The sequence below is a fragment of the Mediterraneibacter glycyrrhizinilyticus genome, from assembly GCF_015560805.1.
Classification (GTDB): domain Bacteria; phylum Bacillota; class Clostridia; order Lachnospirales; family Lachnospiraceae; genus Schaedlerella; species Schaedlerella glycyrrhizinilytica_A.
This window is the reverse complement of sequence record NZ_JADMSO010000006.1, coordinates 37,605-63,189: the sequence shown is the minus strand read 5'-3', so window position 1 is coordinate 63,189 and position 25,585 is coordinate 37,605. Positions and strand designations below refer to the sequence as shown.

Annotated in this window: 25 protein-coding genes and 1 riboswitch; of the genes, 5 read left to right on the top strand and 20 right to left on the bottom strand. The window is 46.3% G+C overall.

Going from position 1 to position 25,585, the window contains the following annotated elements:
- Positions 1-109 precede the first annotated feature (109 nt).
- The 6 genes from I2H87_RS07615 to I2H87_RS07590 form a co-directional block, all read right to left on the bottom strand.
- Entirely contained in the window at positions 110-742 is a 633-nt protein-coding gene (locus I2H87_RS07615; protein ID WP_009268094.1) for an ECF transporter S component, read from the bottom strand.
- A 132-nt stretch (positions 743-874) separates the two neighbouring features.
- Positions 875-1,081, bottom strand: a riboswitch (FMN riboswitch).
- A 19-nt stretch (positions 1,082-1,100) separates the two neighbouring features.
- On the bottom strand, positions 1,101-2,171 hold the full coding sequence (locus tag I2H87_RS07610) for a CPBP family intramembrane glutamic endopeptidase (RefSeq protein WP_022151287.1): 1,071 nt from the start codon (positions 2,169-2,171) through the stop codon (positions 1,101-1,103).
- A 31-nt stretch (positions 2,172-2,202) separates the two neighbouring features.
- Positions 2,203-2,634 (bottom strand): DUF3887 domain-containing protein, encoded by a 432-nt coding sequence (locus tag I2H87_RS07605; RefSeq protein ID WP_117551152.1) that lies wholly within the window; start codon positions 2,632-2,634, stop codon positions 2,203-2,205.
- Complete coding sequence (locus I2H87_RS07600; RefSeq protein ID WP_195609655.1) at positions 2,631-3,977, bottom strand: sensor histidine kinase; 1,347 nt, start codon at positions 3,975-3,977, stop codon at positions 2,631-2,633. The genes I2H87_RS07605 and I2H87_RS07600 overlap by 4 nt, the downstream gene beginning before the upstream one ends.
- A complete protein-coding gene (locus I2H87_RS07595) occupies positions 3,978-4,685 on the bottom strand; it encodes a LytR/AlgR family response regulator transcription factor (RefSeq protein WP_195609654.1) in 708 nt (235 codons plus the stop codon).
- A 154-nt stretch (positions 4,686-4,839) separates the two neighbouring features.
- Positions 4,840-6,225, bottom strand: a complete 1,386-nt coding sequence (locus tag I2H87_RS07590; RefSeq protein ID WP_243273899.1) for an MATE family efflux transporter — start codon at positions 6,223-6,225, stop codon at positions 4,840-4,842.
- A gap of 162 nt (positions 6,226-6,387) precedes the next feature.
- Between I2H87_RS07590 and I2H87_RS07585 the strand changes: the two genes are divergently transcribed.
- The 4 genes from I2H87_RS07585 to I2H87_RS07570 are packed head-to-tail and all read left to right on the top strand — an operon-like array spanning position 6,388 to position 10,618.
- On the top strand, positions 6,388-7,119 hold the full coding sequence (locus I2H87_RS07585) for an ABC transporter ATP-binding protein (RefSeq protein WP_009268100.1): 732 nt from the start codon (positions 6,388-6,390) through the stop codon (positions 7,117-7,119).
- Entirely contained in the window at positions 7,116-8,897 is a 1,782-nt protein-coding gene (locus I2H87_RS07580; protein ID WP_195609653.1) for an efflux RND transporter periplasmic adaptor subunit, read from the top strand. The genes I2H87_RS07585 and I2H87_RS07580 overlap by 4 nt, the downstream gene beginning before the upstream one ends.
- A 27-nt stretch (positions 8,898-8,924) precedes the next feature.
- Positions 8,925-10,163: an ABC transporter permease gene (locus I2H87_RS07575; RefSeq protein ID WP_009268102.1), complete on the top strand. Its 1,239-nt coding sequence runs from the start codon at positions 8,925-8,927 to the stop codon at positions 10,161-10,163.
- Positions 10,164-10,222: 59 nt separating this feature from the next.
- Positions 10,223-10,618: a hypothetical protein gene (locus tag I2H87_RS07570; RefSeq protein WP_009268103.1), complete on the top strand. Its 396-nt coding sequence runs from the start codon at positions 10,223-10,225 to the stop codon at positions 10,616-10,618.
- A gap of 83 nt (positions 10,619-10,701) precedes the next feature.
- On the opposite strand, the gene I2H87_RS07565 is transcribed toward I2H87_RS07570, so the two are convergent.
- Entirely contained in the window at positions 10,702-11,316 is a 615-nt protein-coding gene (locus tag I2H87_RS07565) for an ECF transporter S component (protein WP_009268104.1), read from the bottom strand.
- A 255-nt stretch (positions 11,317-11,571) separates the two neighbouring features.
- Here I2H87_RS07565 and trhA point away from each other — a divergent pair, with 255 nt between their 5' ends.
- Positions 11,572-12,228, top strand: coding sequence for a PAQR family membrane homeostasis protein TrhA (trhA, locus tag I2H87_RS07560; RefSeq protein WP_009268105.1), 657 nt, complete (start codon positions 11,572-11,574; stop codon positions 12,226-12,228).
- Between the two features lie 78 nt (positions 12,229-12,306).
- On the opposite strand, the gene I2H87_RS07555 is transcribed toward trhA, so the two are convergent.
- From I2H87_RS07555 to I2H87_RS07495, 13 genes are all read right to left on the bottom strand, one after another.
- Positions 12,307-12,891 carry a nucleotidyl transferase family protein gene (locus tag I2H87_RS07555; protein WP_009268106.1) on the bottom strand — a complete coding sequence of 195 codons (585 nt, stop codon included), beginning with the start codon at positions 12,889-12,891 and terminating at the stop codon, positions 12,307-12,309.
- On the bottom strand, positions 12,885-13,397 hold the full coding sequence (locus I2H87_RS07550; RefSeq protein ID WP_009268107.1) for a DNA-deoxyinosine glycosylase: 513 nt from the start codon (positions 13,395-13,397) through the stop codon (positions 12,885-12,887). The genes I2H87_RS07555 and I2H87_RS07550 overlap by 7 nt, the downstream gene beginning before the upstream one ends.
- Positions 13,397-13,876, bottom strand: coding sequence for an NUDIX hydrolase (locus I2H87_RS07545; RefSeq protein WP_009268108.1), 480 nt, complete (start codon positions 13,874-13,876; stop codon positions 13,397-13,399). The genes I2H87_RS07550 and I2H87_RS07545 overlap by 1 nt, the downstream gene beginning before the upstream one ends.
- Positions 13,873-16,155 carry an endopeptidase La gene (gene lon, locus I2H87_RS07540; RefSeq protein ID WP_054704125.1) on the bottom strand — a complete coding sequence of 761 codons (2,283 nt, stop codon included), beginning with the start codon at positions 16,153-16,155 and terminating at the stop codon, positions 13,873-13,875. Before lon ends, I2H87_RS07545 begins: the two co-directional genes overlap by 4 nt.
- 21 nt (positions 16,156-16,176) lie before the next feature.
- On the bottom strand, positions 16,177-16,419 hold the full coding sequence (locus I2H87_RS13815; RefSeq protein ID WP_243273898.1) for a hypothetical protein: 243 nt from the start codon (positions 16,417-16,419) through the stop codon (positions 16,177-16,179).
- Between the two features lie 23 nt (positions 16,420-16,442).
- Entirely contained in the window at positions 16,443-16,721 is a 279-nt protein-coding gene (locus tag I2H87_RS07530) for a helix-turn-helix domain-containing protein (protein ID WP_022151274.1), read from the bottom strand.
- Entirely contained in the window at positions 16,711-17,448 is a 738-nt protein-coding gene (locus I2H87_RS07525) for a hypothetical protein (RefSeq protein WP_195609652.1), read from the bottom strand. Before I2H87_RS07525 ends, I2H87_RS07530 begins: the two co-directional genes overlap by 11 nt.
- Before the next feature lie 98 nt (positions 17,449-17,546).
- Complete coding sequence (locus tag I2H87_RS07520) at positions 17,547-19,334, bottom strand: S8 family peptidase (protein ID WP_195609651.1); 1,788 nt, start codon at positions 19,332-19,334, stop codon at positions 17,547-17,549.
- A gap of 76 nt (positions 19,335-19,410) precedes the next feature.
- Positions 19,411-20,367 carry a hypothetical protein gene (locus I2H87_RS07515; RefSeq protein ID WP_195609650.1) on the bottom strand — a complete coding sequence of 319 codons (957 nt, stop codon included), beginning with the start codon at positions 20,365-20,367 and terminating at the stop codon, positions 19,411-19,413.
- A 160-nt stretch (positions 20,368-20,527) separates the two neighbouring features.
- Complete coding sequence (locus I2H87_RS07510; protein ID WP_195609649.1) at positions 20,528-22,531, bottom strand: right-handed parallel beta-helix repeat-containing protein; 2,004 nt, start codon at positions 22,529-22,531, stop codon at positions 20,528-20,530.
- Between the two features lie 148 nt (positions 22,532-22,679).
- Complete coding sequence (gene rbr / locus I2H87_RS07505; protein WP_022150860.1) at positions 22,680-23,282, bottom strand: rubrerythrin; 603 nt, start codon at positions 23,280-23,282, stop codon at positions 22,680-22,682.
- 95 nt (positions 23,283-23,377) lie between these two features.
- Positions 23,378-24,394: a glycosyltransferase family 2 protein gene (locus tag I2H87_RS07500; RefSeq protein WP_009268122.1), complete on the bottom strand. Its 1,017-nt coding sequence runs from the start codon at positions 24,392-24,394 to the stop codon at positions 23,378-23,380.
- 112 nt (positions 24,395-24,506) lie between these two features.
- Positions 24,507-25,391, bottom strand: a complete 885-nt coding sequence (locus tag I2H87_RS07495) for an alpha/beta hydrolase (protein WP_195609648.1) — start codon at positions 25,389-25,391, stop codon at positions 24,507-24,509.
- Positions 25,392-25,585: the final 194 nt, after the last annotated feature.

Below are 25,585 nucleotides of genomic sequence, written 5' to 3'. Positions count from 1 at the left end.
TTCACGGACTGTAAACTATGGTCTTTAGAAAGAATCCTGACTCCCTTTTTTTGATTTCCTGCAACTATTTTATTTCAGCTCCAAAAACAACTTCCGGCCCTGCTTAAACCTACCTCATCCGAAAGATCGGGCTGATCTTCTTATAAATCGCCAGCACGATCAGCGACACAAGAACGCCTTTCAGCAGATTAAACGGCGCTACGGCAAATATCACAAAGGTGGAAAGCCCCGTAATATTCGGATTCACTGCCGTTCCCATCCCGATCAGGGCGTCCAGCGGCATCTGAAATGCCTTTGCATAGACCGGAAGCAATACATACGCATTGATCACGCAGCCGACAATGACCATCATTCCGGTTCCCACTGCCATCCCGATCAGTGCGCCTTTCCTCGTCTTTTGCTTCTTATAGAGCAGACCGGCAGGAACACACAGCGCGCAGCCAATCAGAAAATTGGCGATCTCTCCGACTCCGGCAGTCACCGTTCCGTTGATCAGAAAATTTAAAAGGATCTTTACCATCTCAATCGCCGCGCCTGCCAGCGGCCCCATTGTAAAGCAGCCGATCAGCACCGGAACTTCACTGAAATCAATCTCGTAAAACGACGGTGCAAACGGAAGCGGGATTTCAAACAACATCAATACCGTGGCGATTGCCGACAGCATGCCGACCTGCACCATCGTACGGATCCCGATCCTCTGTTTTTGTTCATTTCTCACTGCTGCATTTGTCTGTGTACTCATCTCTTGACCTCTCCTTTTCAAAGAAATTCTTTGCGGCGATGTACAAAAGCCCTGCCAATTCCTATACAATAAAAAAATCCCCGTATCTGTCTCTTACGGGGATTTCACTTCATCTTCATTCTCTATGGCACTGCTTTTCTTCTCTCATCCAGACTTTACTGTCGGTACCGGAATTCTTTCTCTATGCTTCTGCTTCTTATTCTCTGTCGAAGCGATCTGCATAAAAATAAAAGTCACCGGTTCAGCCGTCTCTTCTCCGTTCATATCACAGATAACGGATCAAGACAGGTCGCGGACTATACCGCCGGTTGGGAATTACACCCGACCCCGAAGAATTTATTTTATTTTACGCACCTCATTATAAGTCAGACGTATCACAAATGCAAGAGTTTTCATCGTCTTTTCCGGATTCTTTTCCTGATTCGTTTCCCGGTTCTCCTTTCCGGAACTCTTTCGCCAGCAGGAAGATCCCGAACAAGATCCCGTTGATCAGCAATGCCGGCAGCAAGTCGCTCCAGTACATTTCCTGTCCCGCGATCACTTCTTCACTCATATTTCCCGCCAATACTGCGATCAGATTATTATTCAGGAAATGCAGGATCGTCGGAACCCAGATATTTCCCGTCTTCATATAAGCATAGGCAAAAAAGATCCCGAGAGTAATGCATGTAATCTGATGAGCAACCACGGAGATCAGCCCCATCCCCGGGTCTGCGGTGTAAAAAAAGAAATCAAGCGGCATATGCCACAGTCCCCATACAACGCCTACGAAGATCACGCCCATCCGCTTTCCGAATCGTTTCTGGAGCATCGGCTGCAGGAAATAACGCCAACCATACTCTTCCCCGAAAAACGCAATAAACACAAATACATAATTGATCAGCACGACTACCAACAGATACCATGTCATCGGATCTGCCAGAACACTTGTGAAAGCGCTCGGTTCTCCCGCCATGATACAAGCGATAACCTGACGTAATAAATAAAGCACCGCAAACAGCAGAATGCAAAATACAGATGCGCCCCATTTCTGCCCTTTTAATCCGCAGGCACTCCGTTTTTCCCGTTTCTCCGTCAGCATCAGGATCCCACAGACGATACTGCCGAAGATCAGCACGAGATTGGTCATTCCCGCCCATACCATCGCGTCATCTGTAAATGCGCTTCCAACCGCACATCCGATCATCAGCACGGTAGTGATCAGATAAGAAATAAAAAAGCGTCTCGGTACTTCTTCCTTTTTCTTTGTGACAAGCAGCAGTACCATAACCCCTGCCGCCGGATACAGCATCTGCGCATTCGGAAATACACTCATATTCCGCCCCTGACTGCTTCCGTACCACATCAAGAGCCCGAGTAAAAACGGGATTCCAAATGCGATCGTCGCATAAATTTTTAATTGCTTTTTATCAATTTCTGTCCATTTCATTGTTATATCCTCCTCACATTCATCCTGCCGTTCAGCGCAGCAAAAACTGTATGACATCCATTTCTTCATCAAACAGGATCCGAAATTCAATCTTTCCATTCTCATAAGCTCCGACCAGTACAAGACCGCCGTAAGCCTCTCCGGTTCTGTAATTCTTTTCACTGATCACCGCTGTTTTCTCGATTTTCCGGAAAGCTCCGCATTTTTTCAGCCTGTCTTTTCCCTCGGATCCAATGTCCTCTTTACTGTATAGCTCTTTGAGTTCCTCGCTTCCCGCTTCGATGATCTTCCCGTACTCCTGTTCATTAAACCATCCCACAACACACTCCGCTTTTTCCCGTACTTTTTCTTCTTCAAATCCCTCCGGAAGCCTGCCGCCCTCCGCGACCTGACATCCGCACAGAACCATTGCGGCAGAACAAAAGAGTAGCCATAATGTTCGGTATCTTTTCTTTATGTTCATCCTCTGCCATCTCCCTGTTCTGTGTTCTCCTGACACGCACCTTTTTGTTCCGGACTCCTTTTCCCGCCGCTTCGCTTTCCGGCTTGCCCTTGCCCTGCGCCAAACATCAGTGACACGGTAAAGATGCCGTCTTCTGCACAAATGTTCATCTCCCCCTGATATTTTTCCAATGTCGCCTTTACATTCTGCAGTCCGATCCCATCATGCCCGGACTTGGAGGATTTTCCTTCCCGGTATGTGTCATACATTCGGTTCGTGATCTTCACCACAGTAAAATCCTGTATCTCATTTCCGCGTATCTTCAAGAAAAAATCGGTCTTTCCACGTCCGGCTTCCACCGCGTTTCCGAGCAGATTTGCAAAAATCGTCGTGATATCCATATCGCTTAAAAATTCCAGACTGATACCGCCTAAGTTGCAGTCCACCTGCTCAGACGGAAGCATTTTCAGCTTATCGTTGAGTATGATATTAAGCATCCGGTTCTCGGTGTAAAATTTCATCCCGAGAGAATTCAGCATTGCATGCACGTCGTCAATATAGCCGCTTTGCTCCAGTTCATATTTCCGCTCGATGGCGTGAAGATGGTTTCGGATATCGTGAATGATCTTCCGTGATTCGCTGTAATTCTCTTCCAGATCTTCATAATACTGCACCGTCAGTTCCCGCTGCTGTTCCATCAGTTCCAATCTGTGTTTCAACTCTCCGTTCTTCTCCACGTCGTACCAGAAATAAAGACAATACACATTGATCACAATCAGCATCGCGCTGAAAATAAGCATCCAGTGATACCCATACCGTAATAAAAATATGTCGCTGGATATGTTGTATAAAAACAAAAGCGCCATACTGAAGACCGGCACGATCACCATTCCGCGGATCTTCACATAGGGAGAATCTTTAAACCTGCGCCTCGTCACCGCACGCATCACAAGCACAGCCGGGATCAGAAGCAAGATTTTGAGCACAGAAATCAGATACATATAGTTCTGAAATTCCAGTTCAAAGATCCTGTAACAATATGCCGAGATGTAAATCGCAATATACTGCGTTCCGAACATCACCGCAATGTAGATCACCTGACAGACCGCCGCCATTTTGCTCCGGAAATAAAAAAATCTTCCGATCAATAAATAATAGATGCAAAGTACGACCATCGTGATACCGTCGTTGAGCCAAAGACTCGGGATCACAATGGATAAAAATGCATATCCGAGCCATGCAAGAAGCCGTTTCCACTTTTCCGCCGGAACTGTTTCCGGAATTGCCCGCACAACCGCCCAGGCACAGATCGTAAATCCGGTAAGTTCCATCACCTGAAAGAACATTCCCGCTACGAATTCCATTTATTTTTTCCCCTCCAGACGTTCCGCCAGATACGAAAGCAGTTCCTGCTTCCATATCTTCTGCTTTTTCTGCGCGATCGGAATCTCTGCCCCGTTATCCAGAAAAATAATCCCGCCGGACACATTTTTCACATGATACAGATTGACTACAAAACTCTGATGCGGCATGGAAAATCCATACGGTTCCAACCGTTCGATCACACTGCCGATCTTTCCGCTCATGTGATATTCCCGCTGTCCGGCTACAAAACAGATCTTCCGGTTTGCATATTCAAAATAGAAGATCTCATCCGTCGGCAGACAGACGATTCCCTCGCTCGTCTGAAAATCCAGAACCTCCGCTTTTGGTTTTTCCAGATATGAGAATAAATCTTCCATCACCTGACACACCGCTGCTTCTTTCAACGGTTTGAGCAGATATTGAAACGCGTGCACACCAAACGCGCCCGACACATAATCCCGATAGGACGTCACATAAATGATCTTGACGTCCTTATCCAGTTTTCGGATCTGTTTTCCGGTCTCGATCCCATCCATACCTCCCATATCAATATCCAGAAAAATCGCATGATAATAGGAATAGGACTGTAAAAGTTCCTCACCGGAACGAAAACAGGTTACGTCAATCTGACGGTTCCATTTCCGTATCATTTCAGCGGTCCGCTCTGCTGCCGCCGTTTCGTCATCACAAACTGCAATTCGGTACATTGTTTTCCTCCCATTCGTATCTTATCGTATTTTCTTCCTGTCTGTAAACGACCGCTGCATAAACGACAGAAAAATGGTATTAAACGCCGAATCTCCTACTTCCCGCCAGTGTCAGTGTACAAATGGGGAAAATACGCCTTATTGTGCACTGCCGCTACGCATCTGCCCGGTAATATTGTTTCCATTTGCCGCTTCTGTATCTTCGCACAAAACAGATCACACGCACCGTCCAGTCCAAAATCGTCGCCGCCCAGACACCGAGCGCGCCCCACCCTTGTCCGACACAGAGCAGATACCCGAATCCGAGACGTACGAGGATCATGGACAGCATGGAAATACACATCGGATATTTGACGTCATTTGCCGCGCGAAGTACGCTCGTCAATGTAAAGGACGCCGGCCAGAGCAGCACCGCAAACCCGTTGTGGATCAAAACAAGTGTTGCCGCCAGTACAAGCGTTTCCGCTGAAAGCCCGTATAATTTCAATGTCAGCGGCATCGTCGCGATCACGCTCAGACAGCAGATTCCATTGATCAGATAAGTAAGTTTCATCAATCTTTTCGCATAGTATTCTGCCTGTTTGTAATCTCCCGCGCCGACACACTGTCCGATCACCGTGATCAGCGCAAGGTTCATCGCCTGCGCCGGCAGGATTCCCAACGCGTCCAGATTGTTCGCAACCGCATTTGCCGCGATCTGCGTCGTTCCGAATGTCGTAATGAAGCCAACACCGATCACACGTCCCAATTGAAAGATACTGTTTTCCACGCCGCTCGGGATCCCGATCTGCAAGATCCGCCCGACGATCCTCCGGTTCCAGCCGAATTTTGTCCCTTTCAGGGTAATCTCCAGTTTCGGATCGAACAATCTGACCATCAGGATCACACAGGCGATCATACGGGAGATCAACGATGCAAAAGCCGCACCTGCCACCCCCATATGAAATCCGAAAATAAAAACCGCATCTCCGAAAATGTTGATCCCGTTCATCACTACCGACACCTGCATCGAGATTTTAGAATTTCCCATCGAGCGGAACAGCGCCGCACAAGAGTTATAAATTGCAAGAAACGGATACGATGCCGCAGAGATCACAAGATAAACCAGTGCATTTTTCATGACGTCCGGTTCCAGATTTCCATATAAAAGATGGAGCAGCCCACGTTGAAACAGGATGGAAACACCCATCACCAACAGCGAGATGATCCCCGTTACGATCAAAAGCTGGACGGCGGATTCACATGCCCGCTTCCTGTTTTTCTGCCCAAGATACTGGGAAGCCACAACCGCTCCTCCGGTGGCGACCGCCGCAAATACATTGATCAAAAGCGTATTGATCATATCCACCAGCGACACTCCCGAAGTCGCCGCTTCCCCCACGCTGGAGACCATCATCGTATCTACCATTCCGACCGTGACCGCCAGGATCTGCTCGATGATCAACGGCGCGATCAGACGTTTCAGCGCCCGATTGTCAAACAAATACCCTGCCGGCAGTATCTCCTGTTTCTTTTCCCGAATTCCCGGTAATCGTCTCATATGTAAACCGCTCCTTTTTATTCTTCATTTTCCTATTATATCATCCGTGGTCAAGAGAGCATACGCTGATACAGAAAATTTTAAGATAAAAAATATTGACATTTTCCCGGAAAACGAGTATTGTATGAATCATCTAATACAATTATACGGAGGATTACTTTCATGGAGCCGCTAATACAAGTTGAAAACATCCACAAAATCTACAATCCCGGCGAAAATGAAGTCCGTGCGCTCGACGGTGTCAGCCTTACGATCCACCGCGGCGAACTGGTGGCGATCATCGGGCACTCCGGTTCCGGGAAATCGACGCTGATGAACATGCTCGGCTGTCTGGATACACCGACTTCCGGGCGCTATCTGCTGAATGGACAGGACGTTTCCGGTTTGTCCGACAACCAGCTTTCCGAGATCAGGAACAAACAGATCGGCTTCATTTTTCAGGGCTTTAATCTGGTTGCCAATCTGGACGCTCTGGGGAATGTGGAACTGCCGCTGATCTACCGCGGTGTTTCCAAGCAGCGCCGCAAAAAGATCGCGGCGCTCGCACTCAAAAAAGTCGGTCTGGAAAAACGGATGCGCCACAAACCGAACGAATTGTCCGGCGGACAGCAGCAAAGAGTCGCCGTCGCCCGGGCAGTTGCCGCACAGCCGCCGATCATTCTCGCCGATGAACCGACCGGGAATCTGGACACCAAGTCCACCAGAGAGATCATGGATATCTTAAAAGGACTGCACCAAAGCGGTCGGACCGTCATCATCATCACCCACGACGACGACATTGCCGAACAGGCGGATCGCGTGATCCGTATCATCGACGGGCGGATCGAAGCCGACTATCATAATGAACATAAGATAGAAAATGAGAACATGAGCAGGGAGGATCTACAAGCATGAGTTTCAGGAAAAAGAAAAAACAACACGACGAAGAAGAATTGGAGATCATGGATCTGATGGAAGACATGGACCTTTCCGAACCGGACGGACTTTCGGAAAAACCGCCGAAGAAAAAACTGCCCGGCTGGGTGATCGTTCCGATCATTGCCGGAGTCGCAGTTGCCGGAATCGGCATTTCCGCACTGATCGGCGGCGGCGACAATCCATCTGCCGCACAAAATCTGTCCGTTGTGGAAGTCAAAAAAGAAAGCATCAAAGAAGTGTATAATTCCAGCGGTACGATCGAGAGCGAGAATACCAAAACCTATTACTCTCCTGTCACCGCGCCGATCGCCAACTTAAATGCAAAAGTCGGACAGATCGTACAAGCCGGCGACCTGCTCGTCACATTTGACACGACCAATCTGGAACGTGATAATCAGCAAGCGCAATTAAATCTCCAGTCCGCCTACAACACTTCTCAGGCTGCCCGGGATAAGAACGCGCAGGCGATCGACGCTGCCAATGCCGCCAATGCGGAACTTGCCAATCAGGCAAATGCACTGGCAGATCAGGTCAACGCATTAAAAGCGCAGATGGATGCGGCAAAAGCGACATATGACGCCAATGCCGCCGCCAACGCTTCCTCAGAAACACAGACACGGATTGCAGAACTCCAAGGACAGATCGCAGATCTGAACACACAGATCCAGAATTACCAGAATACGATCCAGACTCTTTCCGTCGTATATGAGGGCAGCGGAAAGACTTACAGTGAAGCAGTCGCCACCCCGGAAGATAAGCGGACCGACGCACAGAAAAAGCTGATCTCCGACATTGATACATACAACGCCGCGGTCGCGGAGCTTCCGAACGCACAGGCATCCCTTGCCGCCACCGAAAGTGAACTGACCGCCTTGAATACGGTCGATGATGCCGGATATACCGCGCTTGCCGCACAGTATGAAAGCGCCTATGCACAGTGGGAAGCCGCTTACAACGCCGCAAACGCCGCAGCTTCTCAGCCCTCTGCCGGAATGTCTTCCGCCGAGATGAACAATCTGACGATCAGCGATAATCTCGCAGAATTAGCCGCCATGTCTCAGTCCGAGCTTTTGGAAAAAGCCCGTGAGGGAATGAAAGCGGATATGAGCGGCGTGATCGCTTCCGTCGAAGTCCTCCAGACAAACGCAGCCGCACAGGGCGCCGCAGTCTTCTCCATTGCCAGCACGGAAAATGTCCGCGTCAAAGTGGACATTTCCCCGGATGATTATGAAAAAATGACAGTCGGAACGCCTGCGACGATCACCATCGGCGAGCACAAATACGAGGGAACGCTAGAGAACGTCAACCGGATCGCGACAAATAATGCCAAAGGAAATCCGGTCATCGGCGCTCAGATCCATATCAGCAACCCGGACGAATATATCTGTATCGGAGCCACCGCGAAAGTCTCCATGACAGTCGCCCAGTCCGACAATGTGCTGACTGTCCCGATCGAATGTATCAATACTTCCACAAGCGGAGATTTTGTATTTGTGATCGAAAATGGTACGGTGAAGAAAAAGCCGGTAGAACTCGGCACAGCATCCACAACCGCAATTGAAGTAAAAAGCGGACTCAAAGAGGGCGATCAGGTTGTCAACGATCTGAATGTGGACGTAACCGAGGGGATGAAAGCCACTGCCGTTCCAAGTACGGATACCACAACGCCAAAAGACGCTGCTTCTGAAAAACAGGAAGATACGAAAAAGCAGACGGATTCTGAAAAACAGGACGCACCATCGGCTGACAAATAAACCGACAGGAAGAAATGAGGCTCATTTATGGAACAGTTTTTAGAATATATTAAAATGGCGCTGGATAATATCCGCGCGAACAAGGGACGTTCTTTTCTGACCATGCTCGGCATCATCATCGGGATCACTTCCGTCGTCACGATCGTTTCCATCGGAAACGGACTGAAAGCGGACGTTATGGAAGCGGCAAACGAACAGAGCAACACCGTCGTGATCCAGACCAACACCGAAGAAGTCAGCGATACGGAAGCGATCACCGGGGAGGATATCGCATTTATAAAAACTTCTCTGGATGATACGGTCAAAGCTGTCTACTCCAACTATATGTATTCCGGAAAGACCGAGACAAGAAAAGGCGCTTATGACGCCTATCTGACACTGACAACGCCGGACTATGAAAATGCACAATATACTTACCCGCTGATCAAGGGCAATTATTTTACGGACAATGACGTGGCAAATGCCAATCCGGTCTGCGTCATCGACGAACTGACCGCAGCCTATCTGTTCGGAAACACGGACGTCATCGGAATGAATCTGGATGTCAATGTGGACAACAACATCCAGACACTGTCCGTCATCGGTGTCCGCGAAACACCGGAAGAAATGTTGGTGGCGGAAAAGCAGTACATCGCCATGGGAATGTCCGAGAGTATCTCGATCGAAATCCCTTATACACTTTCCACTGCTTTCGGAAACCCGGTCGACGGATTTATGTCGCTCAATCTGATGACCTACAACAAAGACGATACTGCCCGCGCAGCAAGAACAGCGGTACAGATCTTAAATTCCAGACATCAAAACTTGGGCGATGAACCGTTTATGCAACAAAAAGCCATCGATCTCACCGATATGTTCGGTCCGATCATGGATGCCGTCACAGCATTCGTGGCGCTCGTCGCCGGAATCTCTCTTGTCGTCGGAGGAATCGGCGTTATGAACATCATGCTCGTATCCGTCACGGAACGGACTCGTGAGATCGGGATCCGCAAATCGTTGGGAGCAAAGACCGGATCCATTATCGCACAGTTTTTATGCGAATCCGTGATCATCTCCGGTATGGGTGGGATCATCGGCATCATCCTCGGCGGCGGACTCACCGCGCTGATCTCATTTTTGGAGATCGGTGGAATCAAAGCACAACTTTCACTGCCCGCAGTGATCGTCGCAACCGTCTTTTCCTGCGGAGTCGGAATCATATTCGGAATTTATCCCGCAAGAAAGGCCGCTTCACTCAGTCCTATTGAAGCTTTGCGCAGAATGTAGTAAACTGAAAATCATTACACACCACAATATCATTTCTTATCTAAAGGAGGAACTTCACTATGAAACAACAAAGCAAATTATTGAAAGTCATTTCCATTCTTCTGATCATCTTCGGTGCATTCGGTCTCATTGGCAATCTGGCGTCCATTTTCCTGATCGGACCGATGATGAACACGCCGGAAATGGTCGCCGTCTATGAAGCAGCCGGAGTCACACAGCCGGGAACCATGTACTATGTATTCAGTATTGTCTCCTGTCTCGTCGAAATCGCAGCCGGTATCGTCGGTGTAATGTACCGCTCCAAAAAATCTGTTCTGATCGCCGGAGCAGTCTGGACAGTCGTAGTGATCATCGGTATGATCTGGGGTGTTGTCCTTTCCAGCTTTACACCATTTACACTCCTCTCCTTACTCTTCCCGATCTTGTATCTGTGGGGATGGTATCAGTCCAATTAATCTATCGGCTCTTTCATGACAAAACCGGAAGCCTGCTCCTTACGGACGGCTTCCGGTTTTCTATGCTGCGCGAAACTCTTTTATTAAATATGCGCGGTCTCCTGCTTTTTCTCTACAACGAGAAGTCCGCTCTTCAATAATACCGGTCGAAGTACATTATACAAAACCGCAACAAGGACGGTTGATACAACTGCGTTGACAAATGTCGTCGCCGTACTCCACTTTGCCAGTACTTCCGCCATCTGCTGCGGCTGTCCGAGAATGTACTGTTTGTAAAAATATCCTACCAGCGGATCGGCGATCACATTAAATCCAAGTCCTGCGATCGATGCGATCAGACTCCAACGAAACACATATTTCTTGTCCGTACTTTCATTGATCTTTGCGATCCGGTGTGCCACCAGACCGACAATCAGACCAATACAGAATTTCAGTATGAATGTTTTCGGCGCCCCGACAATATAGATCGGATCCAGAATATCTGCGATCGTCATCCCGATCGCGCCTGCAAGCCCTCCATATACGCCGCCTAACAGAAGCGCTGCCAGTACGCAAAATGCATTTCCGATATGAAGCGAAGTCGCGTCGCCTCCCGGCATCGGAATCTTAATCTGCAAAAATGTAAACGATACGAAGCACAGCGCTGCGAGCAATGCGGTCTGTGCAAGTTTGATCACGGTCTGTTTTCTCTTTCCCATCACAATTTCCCTCTTTCTGCTTCTTATTTTACAAGTTCTTTTTCCAAATTCCTTTGGATTGCTACTATCTTAGCACCGAACTGGTTTATTCAAAATATCCACTTTTATCTTTTTCAACCAGTCCAGTTTTTTCTTTCTATTTTCTTGTTGCATCTTGCATTTCTTATGCATATGGTGTAGTATAATGCATATATTATTTTATGTGGTTTTTAAAACTACATTATATGTTTTTAGCATTTTAGGAGGCGTATTATAATGACAAAGAAACATATCAAAGATCCGGGAAGCGCGATCACACATTTTATCGGCATGCTGATGGCTATTTTTGCTGCTGTCCCTCTTTTGATAAAAGCCGCCCACGAACCGGGACACCTTTATCTGACAGCCCTTACGATTTATGCCGCCAGTCTGATCCTGCTCTATGCAGCGAGCACAACATACCATACCGTCGATATTTCCGAAAAAGTAAACACTATTTTGAAAAAAATCGATCATATGATGATCTCTGTACTGATCGCCGGAACATACACGCCGATCTGTCTGCTTGTACTCGACCGCAAGACAGGAATTCCGCTTCTGCTTCTTGTCTGGGGTATCGCGATCGCCGGAATCCTGATCAAAGCATTCTGGGTTTATTGTCCGAAATGGTTTTCATCCGTATTGTATATCTGTATGGGGTGGACCTGTGTTCTCGCATTCACTCAGATCCTGAACACACTGTCTCCGGCTGCATTCGGATGGCTTCTGGCAGGCGGTATCATTTACACGATCGGCGGTATCATTTATGCACTAAAACTCCCGATCTTCAATAACCGGCATAAAAATTTCGGAAGTCACGAAATTTTTCATCTGTTTGTTATGGCAGGAAGCGCCTGCCACTTTATCGTGATGTACACATACCTGCTTCCGTAAATCATGTATCATAAATGAAAAGAGTGTTCGCTTTCATGTAATCAATCTGTCATAGAAACGAACATCTCTTTTTTCTTTTTATTCTTTTTTCCCCGGAATTCTATACATCAGATTCAGATCCCGTATCCGCCGATCCAGCCCATGAGTTACGATATAATCTGCAACTGTGCGCGGCACATGCTGCTGCCACTCCTTTTGCTCCGTGATCAATTCCCGGATGATTTTTCCTGTCACACCCATCTCCTCCGGATTTCGACGCCAAAGCACTTCCCGGTTCACGCCCAGTTCTCCCAGTATCCGGTATTTTTCTTCATCCCATTCGGTACAGATACTCATATAATAAGTAGCATCTTTCGGCGCATACTGGAGAATCAGATCCGGCTGACTGATCGGAAACGGGATGATCTCAAACTCTTTCCGCTTCACGCCAAAATCCCGCAGTGCTCCCTGGATCATCTCAAACCGTTCAAAATAAGTCAGAGGATTATCCCTCTTTACCGTTCCGTTTTTATCCAGCGGAGAAGTTGCCGCAAAAGCTACAATATCGGAATGTGTAATTCCGATGTATAATTTTTTACAGCGCATCTTTGCCGCCAGAACGCCCTCCATATGTTTTAAATGAAATATCTGATATCTTCCAAAAATAACTCCGTTTTCTACCATCTGCACTCCTCCTTTATCACACTCCAGTATTCCATCAGACGGTCCAGTGAATACGCCGCATTTGCCGGACTTGTCGACGGAAGCCCTATGATCTCCCGCCCCGTCGTCTTTTGACTGTATCGTTCATATAGCTTCTTTGCGGTACCGCCGTTTGCATAAATCTTCCGGATCTCACATTGTGAAAGGAGACTGTTCAAATCTGCGGCAACGACATTACGGATACTGCTGTCGCTGGATCCGATGATCTCACAGCTTTCAATGACATCCCATATTGCAATCCCATGCTGCAGCAAAAGCTGCTTTTTCTCCACAATCGACTTCGGTACCTCACTGTCTGTGAGCCGGGCGATCACTTTCCAGAAACGATTCTGCGGATGCCCATAGTAAAAATGATGTTCCCTTGATTTCATAGAGGGAAATGTTCCCAAGATCAAAACTTGGGAATTTTCATCAAATACCGGATCAAAGTCATGTGACACTGCTTTATATTCATTCTGCTTTTTCATCACATTTTCCTTTCCAGTTCTTTTCCATCCAATGCGGCGTATATCAGCACATCATTCGTATCATATACCAGTTTCAGTGAGAAAAACGGATGTTCCTCCGCAAGCAGTTTCAGAAAGATCTTATCTCCGTCCCATAAGTTCAGATCCATGATCTTCTCTTTATCCACCCATTCCAATTCTCCCTCGTCGCATGGGATCTCCTCCCCGGAAAATCTGTCCGCTGTATAAAGAGACATGTATTCTACAATATCTTCTCCGTATACAAACGTAACAATCCCGCGATATTTCCAAGATTCCAATGTATATCCTGTTTCTTCTTTGACTTCGCGGAGCAGACATTCTTCCGGGCTTTCCTGATGTTCAAAATGACCACCGACACCGATCCACTTATCTTTGTTCACATCAATTTTCTTTACCGTGCGGTGCAGCATTAAATATTGACCGTCTTTTTCTATATAACATAGTGTGCTTAATTTCATCTCTTTTTTCCCTCCAGCACCATCCCCAATACTTCCGTTACTTTTTCCACCGGCAGGATCGTTAATTTTTCTTTTACCTCATCTGCCACTTCGTCCAGATCGTCCACATTCGCTTTCGGGACCAGCACTTTTGAAATCCCAGCGCGCTGCGCTGCCATCAATTTTTCCGGCAGTCCGCCGATCGGCATCACCGTGCCCCGCAGAGAGACTTCTCCCGTCATGGCATATTCCGGGCTGACTGCCTTTTGAGTCAGAAGAGACGCGAGCGCTGAGGTCATCGTAATCCCTGCGGACGGACCGTCTTTCGGCACTGCGCCTGCCGGTACATGAATATGTAGATCATGATCTTTTAAAATTTCCGCTTCCTTTGGGTACATCGATTTCACAAGGCTAAGCGCGATCTGCACCGATTCTTTCATCACATCGCCGAGCTGTCCGGTCACCTGCACCTTACCGCTGCCCGGAACCAATAAAGTCTCGATAAATAAAATCTCTCCTCCGGCAGACGTCCACGCAAGCCCTGTCACAACGCCGGGACGCTTTTCTTCCAAAATCCCCTCGTGATGGATCGGCTTCTGATCCAGAAATTCACTCAGACGCTTCGGACTGACCGTAATGCTTTTCTGTTCTCCCTTTACAAGTTTCACCGCCGCATACCGGCACAATGTTTCCAACTGCTTTTTCAGACCGCGCACGCCGGATTCCATCGTATAATCCCGGATTACTGTCTGAAGCGCCGCATCGGTCACTTTTAAATTCTGTGCTTTCACACCCATCTTTTTCATTGCCTTTGGAAGCAGATGTTTCCGTGCGATCTGCTCTTTTTCAACTGCGGTATATCCCGGAAACTGGATGACCTCCATACGATTCAAAAGCGGTTCCGGTATCGTGTCGATCGTATTTGCCGTACATACAAACAGAACGTCCGACAGATCATAAGGCACATTCATATAATGATCGGTAAACGTATGGTTCTGTTCCGGATCCAGAACTTCCAATAATGCACTGGCCGGATCTCCGCTGAAATCTTTCGATAATTTGTCTACTTCATCCAGCACCATCACCGGATTGGAGGAAGCACACCGCTTCATTCCCTCCATGATCCGTCCCGGCATCGCACCTACATAGGTTCTTCGATGTCCGCGGATCTCCGCTTCATCCCGTACGCCGCCCAAACTGACTCTGGCATACTGTCTGTGCAGCGCTTCCGCAATGCTCTGTCCAATGCTCGTCTTTCCGGTTCCCGGAGGTCCCACAAATAAAAGGATCGAACCCGACTGCTGCCGGTTCAGCGCCATCACAGCCATCTGCTGTATGATCCTCTGCTTTACTTTTTTCAGTCCGTAATGCTCCCTGTCAAGAACTGCCTCCGCTTCCTCCAGATCCAGCTCCTGCACTTCTTCTTTTTTCCAGCAAAGTCCGGTCAGAAAATCCAGAAAATCATAGAGCATTCCATATTCATGGCTGTCTTTTCCCTCCTGCTTCATCCTGTTCAGAACTTTTTCAGCCTCTTTTCGTGCCGTCTCGTTCATACCGGATTCTTCGATCTTCTGCTCAAACTTCCGCACATCGGATACATTTTCCGGATGCATCTCGTCCAACTGTCTCTGTAAAAACTCAATCTGCTTTTTGATTGCTTCTTCACGGTATACTTTCTCGTGCCGCTCCTGCTGATCATTCTCCGCTTCTTCTCCGACCCTGGCGATCTCCATAAATTCATAGACGCTGCGCTCCATCTTTCCAAACCGCTCCCGTGCGGAATCCGTTTCCAGAATCGCGTACTTTTCCTCGTTGGTCAGATTCAAATATGCGGACAGAGCCGAGACGACTTCGGACACATTTTTCCAATGCAGAACATAACTCCGCGCCCAGATTCCCCACTGGAACCGCTGAATGAACTTCAACATCGAAGTCCGCAATTTATCAAATCGAAGCTTCACTTCTTCCGCATCCAAATCCTGTTCTCCACTGCGTGCTTCCACGTCTGCCGTCATCATATCCGGCGTCGCCTGAATCACTCTCACATCCACACGCCCCAGCGTCCGCACACTGACACTCCCCTCGCTGTCAATCCCCTCTACTTTTCCGGACACACCGATCGGGAAAAAATCCTCCGGACGCATCTCGTCCCGATTTCTGTCTTCCTTCAGCATCAGAAATACAACTTCCTCGTCTTCTTTTAATTCTTCCTGAAGATTCAGTTCACGGAAAACATCCTGTTTAAAATAGTAAGTTACTTCCGGTAAAATGATCATATCATAAATCGGTATTACAAACATTACATTCACCTCATTTTCTCATTAGCACTCTTTGGTGCAGAGTGCTAAACATAGTGTAACAATAGCACATTTTATGAGGTTTGTAAAGATAAGGAGAGGAGTTAGATGGGAATCTGTTTCTGTTAATGTTCTCCCGATATATTTCCAGGCACACGGCGCCCCGATGATTTCAAAGGCAATATCTGTAATACATATATAATCATCCAGTTCTTCTTTTGAAACAGTAATTTTTATATTTTGAACATCTATGATTCTATTCTTCATACATCCTCTCCATACACTCCTTTTTATTCCTTTCCCATCAGCTGAACCTGTAATGTCATCCCCAACGCTGCCGCGATCCGCACCAACATCTCTAATGATGGATTATAGTTTCCGCTTTCAAATCTAGTAATATTCGTTCTGGGAATTCCAGCACGCTTTGCCAGTTCTGCCTGTGTCATACCCTGGATTTTTCTACAACGTATATACTGTTCGATAACAGACTGTCTGATACTCTTCTGTTCCACCTCTATTAGTATTTTCTGCTCAGCTGATGTATAAATATAATCCATACTATTTCCCATCGTTTGTATATTCTCCTTCTTCCATACGCATATTCATACACTTTTTCACTGTATTATATCTTGAACAGAAACCTTGTCCTGCCGCATATTCTATTCTGTCGACACATATATAAGCCCTGCCTTTTTTTGTATTTACCAATAATATATCTCCCGGAACAACCGGATTTTTTAAAGTGTAAATCCATATATAGCGTTTATTGCTCTTCTTTTTCCATTTCCCATTAGACAATACCACATGTCTTCCCTTAACAATTTTCCTCAATGGCTGTCCTGATACCATTCCACAAACCTCTGCTTGTACACCGTACTTTTTAGCCAAAAGATACGATACATAGCCATCTCTAAGCTGTTTATTCTCATCAACTACAATTGCATGAGGCAACTGCTTTGTTTTCTGATAATATTGTTCATAATACCCCCATTTCTCAGAAGATGGATTTGACATCATATCTGTTTGAATCTCTTCTATCGGACAGGCATTCGTAATTACCCCAATCAAGATATGTGATAAAATATCTTTTAGCCAGTCTGTATTTCTCAATAATTCCTCTGCACGAAAAACAGTCTCATCGCGTTTTTGCTCATCTACAGAAATATACAGATTCATAATACCGGAATACTTCATACCAACTGTAAGGAGCAATTCATCAATCTTTCTAATTATTTCTTCATTTTTCTCAATATTCTCCATATCAAGATTTAAATATACCGCCAATGCTTCATTCATTAAAACTCCTCCTCTCCGTACAAGAACCATATATGATACTTGTATTGTATCTTATATGGTTCTTTTCGTCAAGACAGCTTATTTATTTTACTTATATTTTATTTTTCTCCCGGTATACTCCCCCTCACACACAACGTCCCATACCCCACCTGATCATTCGGATATTCCGCTTCCCCCGGCAGCGGTCTCGCTCCCCTCCGCAAATATGCCTTTACCTTTTCCCCATACAAATAAGGATCATTCCCCTTTACGATTCCCCACTCCATCAAAAGCGCTGCGCTTCCTGTCACAAACGGCGCCGCAAAAGACGTTCCCGTAACCTCTGCATAACCGCCCCCAACTTCCGGAGCCGTGATCCAAACTCCCGGAGCCGCAAGATCCGGTTTAAAAGCCGCCGCCCCCTCCTGCCCCTCTGCCGGTCCCCGCCCAGAAAAATCTGCATAAGTAAATGTCAGCGGATCATACGCGCCCACGGTCACCACGTGGGATGCTGTGGACGGGATCGTAAGCGTCGTCCGGCTGACCGGAAACAAAAAGGCCGTCCCCACATTGAGCGCACCCTGACTTGGAAGCCACATCTGATATCCGCCCTCTACGATATGCCTCGGGGTCAGAATGATCTGCCATACACCGGCATCAACATAAGATTGCCTCGGGAGAAAATCCAAGAAAATCTCCTGCCGCACACTATAAGGACTCGGTTCTCCATAATAAAGCAAGATTTCCGTATTCCCCATCACAAATCTTTGCGTTCCCAGATTTTCCCGAATCGGCCCCACACGCACACCGGATGGATTTTGAATAGAAATGTCTACTTCATCCACATAGGATTTCCAAATCTGTACATTAAGTCCCGGCTCATTCATCTGTACACCTAACTGAACCGTCTCCTCCTGCATCTCCGCAAGACTGCCGCTCGTATGCCCCGCGCTGTTTCCCTCATTTCCACTCCCGACACAAATTACATTTTTCCAATAATTCGAAATGTCATCTAAAAATCGTTCGATCAAAGATGTGCCGTCATGCGAACCGTATGTATTTCCAAAGCTCAAATTAACTACAATCGGCATTTGATACTCCACCGCTTTCTTGATCACATAATCTACTCCCTGCATCAATTCTGTTGTCCTTGGAAATCCATCCGCCCTCGGACTTGCCATCTTGACAACGATCAACTCACTTGCCGGTGCCACGCCCTGATATTCTCCGCTTCCGGCTGCAATTCCCGCAACAGCCGTTCCATGTCCCGAAATATCCCTGCTTGGAATCATCTGTTCCCGTTCTTCCCTGCTCTCAACCGCCAATGCTACATTAATCTGCGCCTGTGTATATTCTGTTCCTATCGCATATCCATCCGGCGGATTTCCCGGAATAGACTGATCCCAAAGCGCCCGGATCCGGGTCGTCCCGTCCGGATAGCGGAAGTCCGGAAGCGTAATATCGATCCCACTGTCCACAACACCGACCAAAATACCGTTTCCATAAAGATTTGAGTTTCCGCCCCGCTCCTCAGCCTGCTCGCTGGGTGCTATTTTTCGCCAAACAGAAAAAGGAGTTTTCTGTACCTCATCGATACAGGAAACTCTCTTTCCGTTCATCACCTGAAAAAATAATCTCTTTGGTTTTTCAATAAAATCCACTTCGGACAGCCGTGTCAACGCATCGATCTTCGATTCTTGGATTTTGATCACCGCATACTGATTCGCCAGTTCTGTCACAGATACGGCAAGTGCCCTCACCATTTCTAATGTACCTGAATATTTGATGATCAAATCCCATTCCCTATCGATCGGATTATACCCGACATCCAACTCCAATGATTTTTCACGCTCTGCTTCGGTCGCGTCCAAGGCAAGATTTAATAAATTCTCCGCTTTCTGACTCATATAAAATCCTGATGGTTTGACTTTATATAGTTTATGAACAAAACAAGCGCCTATTCTTCTAATCTTGGAATAATACTTATTCCTCCCATTCTGCATCAACAATCTCATTACCCTTAAATTGTTTTTCGGTTATCCATAGCCCACTACAATTTTCTTTTCTTGATCCCCCTTTGAAAATTTTCAAAATACCATTCTCTTCTTTACATTTTTTTAGAACTACACTTTCCCCATCTGACATGACTACTGCATAATCAACTCCGTTAATTTGTGTGACTGAAAAAAACATTTGATTTTTTACGTTTTCTTCCCCATAATGATACGGACACCATAAAGTAACCCCTATCACTATGAGAATTCCTACCAAAGTTATTATTATAAAATCACGCATTTTATTCTCATTTTCCGGCTCTTTTCTATCCTCCGTATTTTCTTCTGATTCCTTTTGTTTCATATTTATTTTTTTCTTTAAAATACTTTTCTCTATTTTTTCTTCAATTCCTAAAGATATTTTAGAAAAATCCACCAAATCACTATGTACAAAATGAAATATAAATCCTCCGATGCCAATTGTACAACCTGCATGTGCAATAATAATCGATAGACTCCCAAAAATAAATTCTTTTCCCCAACTTTTATCCGGCAAAATTAATGCATTTACCACAATTAAGATCCCCAAAGGAACAAATACCGTCAAAACTGCTAATCTTTTTATCTTCTTTAATATAGTTTTCTGTTTCAATATTGATCTTACACTCCATATATTACATAAAATATATAGACTTCCTATTATTCCTCCTGATAACATACTAACAATACCACTTGGATAATTTTGAATTATTTGCTCTTCTGGAATATGAAAATAAGATGCCTGCCCTTCCATATAATATCTAAATGCCACTCTCATAATTCCCATCAATAACGATCCTAACAAAGGAATAATCGCTAATACAATTGCTCTATTCTTTTGTATCCATTCCCATACTTGATAAAAAGTTATATTTTTCTCTTTACTACTCATAAAATTTTTTTCCATTTGTTTTTCTCCTAGTTCTTTTTTCGTCTTTACATACTTTCATACTCACACTTTTATCATGCTTTTCTATTCCACTACATAATTAGAAAGCAACAGCGCCGGGTTTCCCCGGCGCTGCCACGTTCTCTGTCTCCCCACTCATTTCTTTGTTTTTCCGTTCCTACCAGAGCTGTTTTCCGGCTGCTTCCGCCGATGCAAATGGTCCCGGCATCACAGAAAGCCCGCGATGCTCTCCGAGATAATCCGTATCGAATGTGATCGCCGTTCCGTCCGGATTCTCAAATCTCTGCTCCGGCTCGAACGCATACCCGAGAACGTCACTTGTGATCATACCGCTTCTGAACTCATTCAGGAACTCGTATACATTTGTTTTCAATGTATAACTTCCATCTTCTTCCACCAGTTCCAGCGTCACTTCGTTCTTTTCATCGATCAGATTTTCTTTCTCATTTTTGCATGCTTTCGCTCCGTTGAAATAAGCGTTTCCGTTTACCCATACCGGCAAATGTGCGAAATGATATTCTGTCATTTTCATCATATCCGCCGGTTTATCCATCTCAAACCAACTGATCCATTCGTCATATGTAGGATATTCGTCAAACACATCCGTGCCGACTACCTGATTATCCGCCATCATAAATCCCATATCCTCTTTCACTTCCACTTCTTTTACCGGATATTTCTGTACAAAAATATTGTTGTAGAAGCGGTCATCGCCATGAAGAATCGTCATAAATCCCGCAACCTCCGTACGATGACGGATATGGTATGGTGTGTAACGCGGCTGATTGACGCCGTTTACATTCATGTCCGTTCCGTTTCCTACCGCAGTAAATGCACCTGCGATCAGATTGTGTACACATGCCACGCCCTCTGTCGCGATCCTAACGGATGCTTTGGAGAGCATTACGTTGTTGTCGATCAATGTCGGACCGTGTCCTACCTCCACAAATACGTCCTGACTCATCATGCATCCTGCTGCCTGCGGTGTATTTTCCGGCGCATGATTGTCATGCAGAAGATTTTGGGAGATCCGGGTTCCCTGTGCCTGCCAGTCACACCAGATTCCCATCGTAGAATGGTGGATATGATTCCGTCTCATCACAACATCGATCGCCGCATGCAGTTTAATACCGGAAATCTCCGCGCCGCCAAGCTGCTGCATATTATTGATATTGTGGATATGGTTATCCTCGATCAGACTAAATACGCATCCCATTCTTCCTACGATTCCGGTCTGCTCGCAATGATGAATGTGACATCGGCGCACAATATGACTTCCGACTTTCTCCTTTACCCAGCCATGATACTGTCCGCGGCAGACAGCGTCACGCTCCATCTGTGTCGGACTCTTCACATGTTTTCTTGTAAAGTAATGATCATTTTCCGGATCGTAATATTTTCCAAGAGAAATACCGGAACACTTACTGTTGCTGATCTCGCAGTCCTCGATGATCCAGCCCTTTGACCAGTGCGGTCCAATCAGACCATCCTGAAAAGCTGCCGGCGGCGCCCATGTCGTCGCAGCCTTATTCATATCAAATCCACTGACCGTGATATAACCGACTCCTGTTTTGGACGGCATAAAACAATTCCGGCGGACATTGATCTCCACCTTTTCTTCATTCGGATTCTTTCCTTGGAAATTCGCATAGATCACTGTCTCGTTTGCATCCTGTTCGGTATACCATTTATAAACAGAATACTCCGGTTCCCAGGACGGCGCATACACTTCCCCTTTGATACATTCTTCCAAGGACTCCGTCTCATAAAGCTGACGGTCATCCAGATAAACCGCGCCCGTATGCCGCACGACCGGAGCAAAATACCAGTCGCCGCCTACATATGTCGTATACGGATTATAAGCGCCGAATACACCGTTGTCTATACGGAGAACCCACACATTCTCCTTGTAATGCTCCCATCCTTTCGCTTCTTCCGCTCCGGTGATCACCGCTCCCAACGGCTGTTCGCTCCGATATGTAATCCTTGCCTCTTCGGTTCCCGCATTTTTCGGATCCACATATTCCCGGTAAATGCCCGGCGCTACCAGTACCTCATCACCCGGTTTCGCTGCCTGCGCCGCTTCATTGATCGATTTGAACGGTCTTTCTTTACTGCCGTCGCCTTCTCTTGCTGCCGCGATATTTACATAGATTGTCATGTCGTCTCCTCCTTCTTTCTATTCCGTTTTTTATGCCGTGTACGTTAACGTTATTCTTATTATAAAAATAGACTGACGTATTTGTCAATCTATTTTTAAATTTTCATTATTTTTTGTACATTTTGACCATTCCTTATCCTGTATGCGGTTAGGAATCCACACGGTATGGTGCAAATTCATATGGAAGAAAATCTCCCTGCTCATGACGGCAGACCGGACATACTTTCGGCGCCTGTTTTCCCTCATGGATATATCCGCAGTTTGTGCAGATCCATTTTTCCGGCTCCTCTCCCGCGTAATACTGATTTGTCTGAAGCATCTTCGCCACTTTCCCGAATCGTTTCTGATGCACATGTTCGATCTCCGCGATCTGCAGAAATGCCGATGCCGCCTCAAAGAATCCCTCCTGTTTCGCAATCTCTGCAAATGCCGGGTAAATCTCCTCAAATTCTTCCTTTTCATTATGCTCTGCCGCTTTCAGCAAGTCTGCAAGATTTTCCTGCTGATCTACCGGATAACCGCCGTCAATAAAAATTGTTTTTCCCGATTCCTCTTTCAAAAGTTCATAGAAACGTTCCGCGTGCGCCCGCTCCTGATCCGCCGTATACAAAAACATCTCTGCGATCGTATCCATCCCCGCGCGCCGCGCACGCTCTGCGGCGATCGTATAGCGGTTTCTCGCCTGACTCTCTCCCGCAAACGCGCGCATCAGATTTTCTTTCGTTTTACTTTCTTCAAAATGAACAGCCATGTCACATACTCCTTTTTTTGAAATCTTCTTCTAAAGTAGTATGTGCCATGGCTGATAAAATATGCTTTCATCCAACTTCTGTTATTATTGGAAATTTAATTAAAGCCGATGATCCTTCTTGCAACGCTGTATGCCATCGACGAAACTTTTCGCCCGGATCTTCCCGGCAGGTTCATCGTCTGTCCCAGAATACCGTGACGGATTTTAAAATATGTTTTGTAATCCTTCTTTTTCAAATATTTCCAAAGTTCCCTTTTCTTTTCCAGATTCTCTTTATCTTTCGACCGGATACACAAGATCGATGAAACTGTCATCATGATCGCCAGATAATTGATCATATATTTCCGAAGTTTTTTGCTCGGGATCAGACGCAGCTCATACATTGAGATCATCGTCTTTGTCACAAAAATCTGCTGATCCACACGACCGATCATCACTTTTTCATTGACTGACTGATCTTCTCTTCCGATAAAATAGCGGTAAAAATCCACATCCATATAATAAAGCGTCCGTACATGCGGCAACGGATAATACACATAAATATTGTCCACATAAAACGTATGCTTCGGAAGCTTTAACTGACAGAGTTTCAACATTTCCGTACGGTAGATCACCGAATGCATCAAAATATACTGATCCAGATGAAAACTGCCGATGTCATCCCAGCGGAACACTTCATTCTGAGGGAGTACGTTCCGGTAATGGATCACTTTTTTATGCTCCATTCCCACTTTTTCATAAACATAATTGGAAATGATCATATCCACAACCGATTCTGTCCGAACAAATTCCTTGACTTTGTTCAGGATCTTCATGAGCGCCTCTTCATCCACCCAGTCGTCGCTGTCCACCACTTTAAAATACACGCCGGACGCCTGCGAAAGCCCTGCGTTGACCGCATCTCCATGACCGCCGTTTTCCTTATCGATCACCCGGACGATCCCCGGGTACATCGCTTCATACCGTTTCCCGATCTCCGCCGTCTGGTCTTTGGAACCGTCATTGACGACAAGAATCTCCACATCCTCTCCCGCAGGCAGGATCGAATTGATCGCATGCTCCATATATTCTTCTGAGTTATAACATGGAATCGCAAATGTAATATATTTCATAGCTGTTTTTGTTTCTCCTCCGTGTTCTTGCTTCTGTCTGCTTCCGCCGGTTTCCCCCTTGTACACCGACGCTATGGATGCATTATACTCTAAATCGCCCGGTTTTCCAACCCTATAAAAATTTTCCGAAAAAATCACACTCTTCTTTATTACATTCTGCCGCAATCTTTGTCTTCATATTCAGATGGAATACATGATACAGTGTCGTATCCTTGTCTCCGTAAAAATGAAATACATGCGGCACCTGACATTCCATCAGCCTTTGGATCAACAGAGGCGCATCATTTTTCAGGAAATCCCCGTTGGACGTCATCACAAATGCCGTCGGAAATGACTCTGTCACATGGGCGATCACATTGATCTTCTCTAATTCCTCCGCACTTCCTTTCTCCGGAAGCAGTTCCGACATCAACATCCCTGTCAGATCCTGTTCCTCTCCGCTTACCATGATCTGATAAGCGCCGCAGTTCAAGGCAACCGCTTTCCATGCAAATCCGTCCGGTACCCGAAATTCATACTGCGCGGCATATTCCGCATTGGTACAGATCGACGCGTAAAGCCCGAGCATATGCGCCCCCGCCGAATCTCCCACTCCGAAAATATGCTCCGTATCCAACTGGTATTGTTCCGCATGCTCCATGATCCACGCTGCCACAAGATTCGTATCTTCCAAAGCCGCCGGGAACTGAAATTCCGGCGCCAGACGATAAGTAAAATTCACCACTGCAAATCCATGTTCCACAAGACTCATGCAGTAATATTGATAGCGCTCCTTATCGCCGTATACCCAGCCGCCGCCGTGGATACTGACGATCACCGGAAGCTTTTCCCCTGTTCTGTTTTTCGGACGATACAGATCCAGCACCTGCCATTTCGGATCCTCTCCATATAAAATATCATCCGTACGCTCTACGAAATCCGGCGTTGTAAGTCCCGCATCCCGGATATCATCTCCTTTTTGAAATTCCGCTCTTACCTTTAATCCAATACCAGACATATTGTCTCCCTCCTACTGATTTTTGAAATTACCTTTATTGTACCACGTTCCGGATCCTGTCGCCAGTTTTCCTCTGAAAATGCCCTGAAAATGCACCCAAAGTCCTCCGCAACCATCTCCGATACTCACTTCGCAAATATCGCGACACATGCCACACGTTTCTTCCGTCAATGAACTTTCCGCCTTGCCAGTCC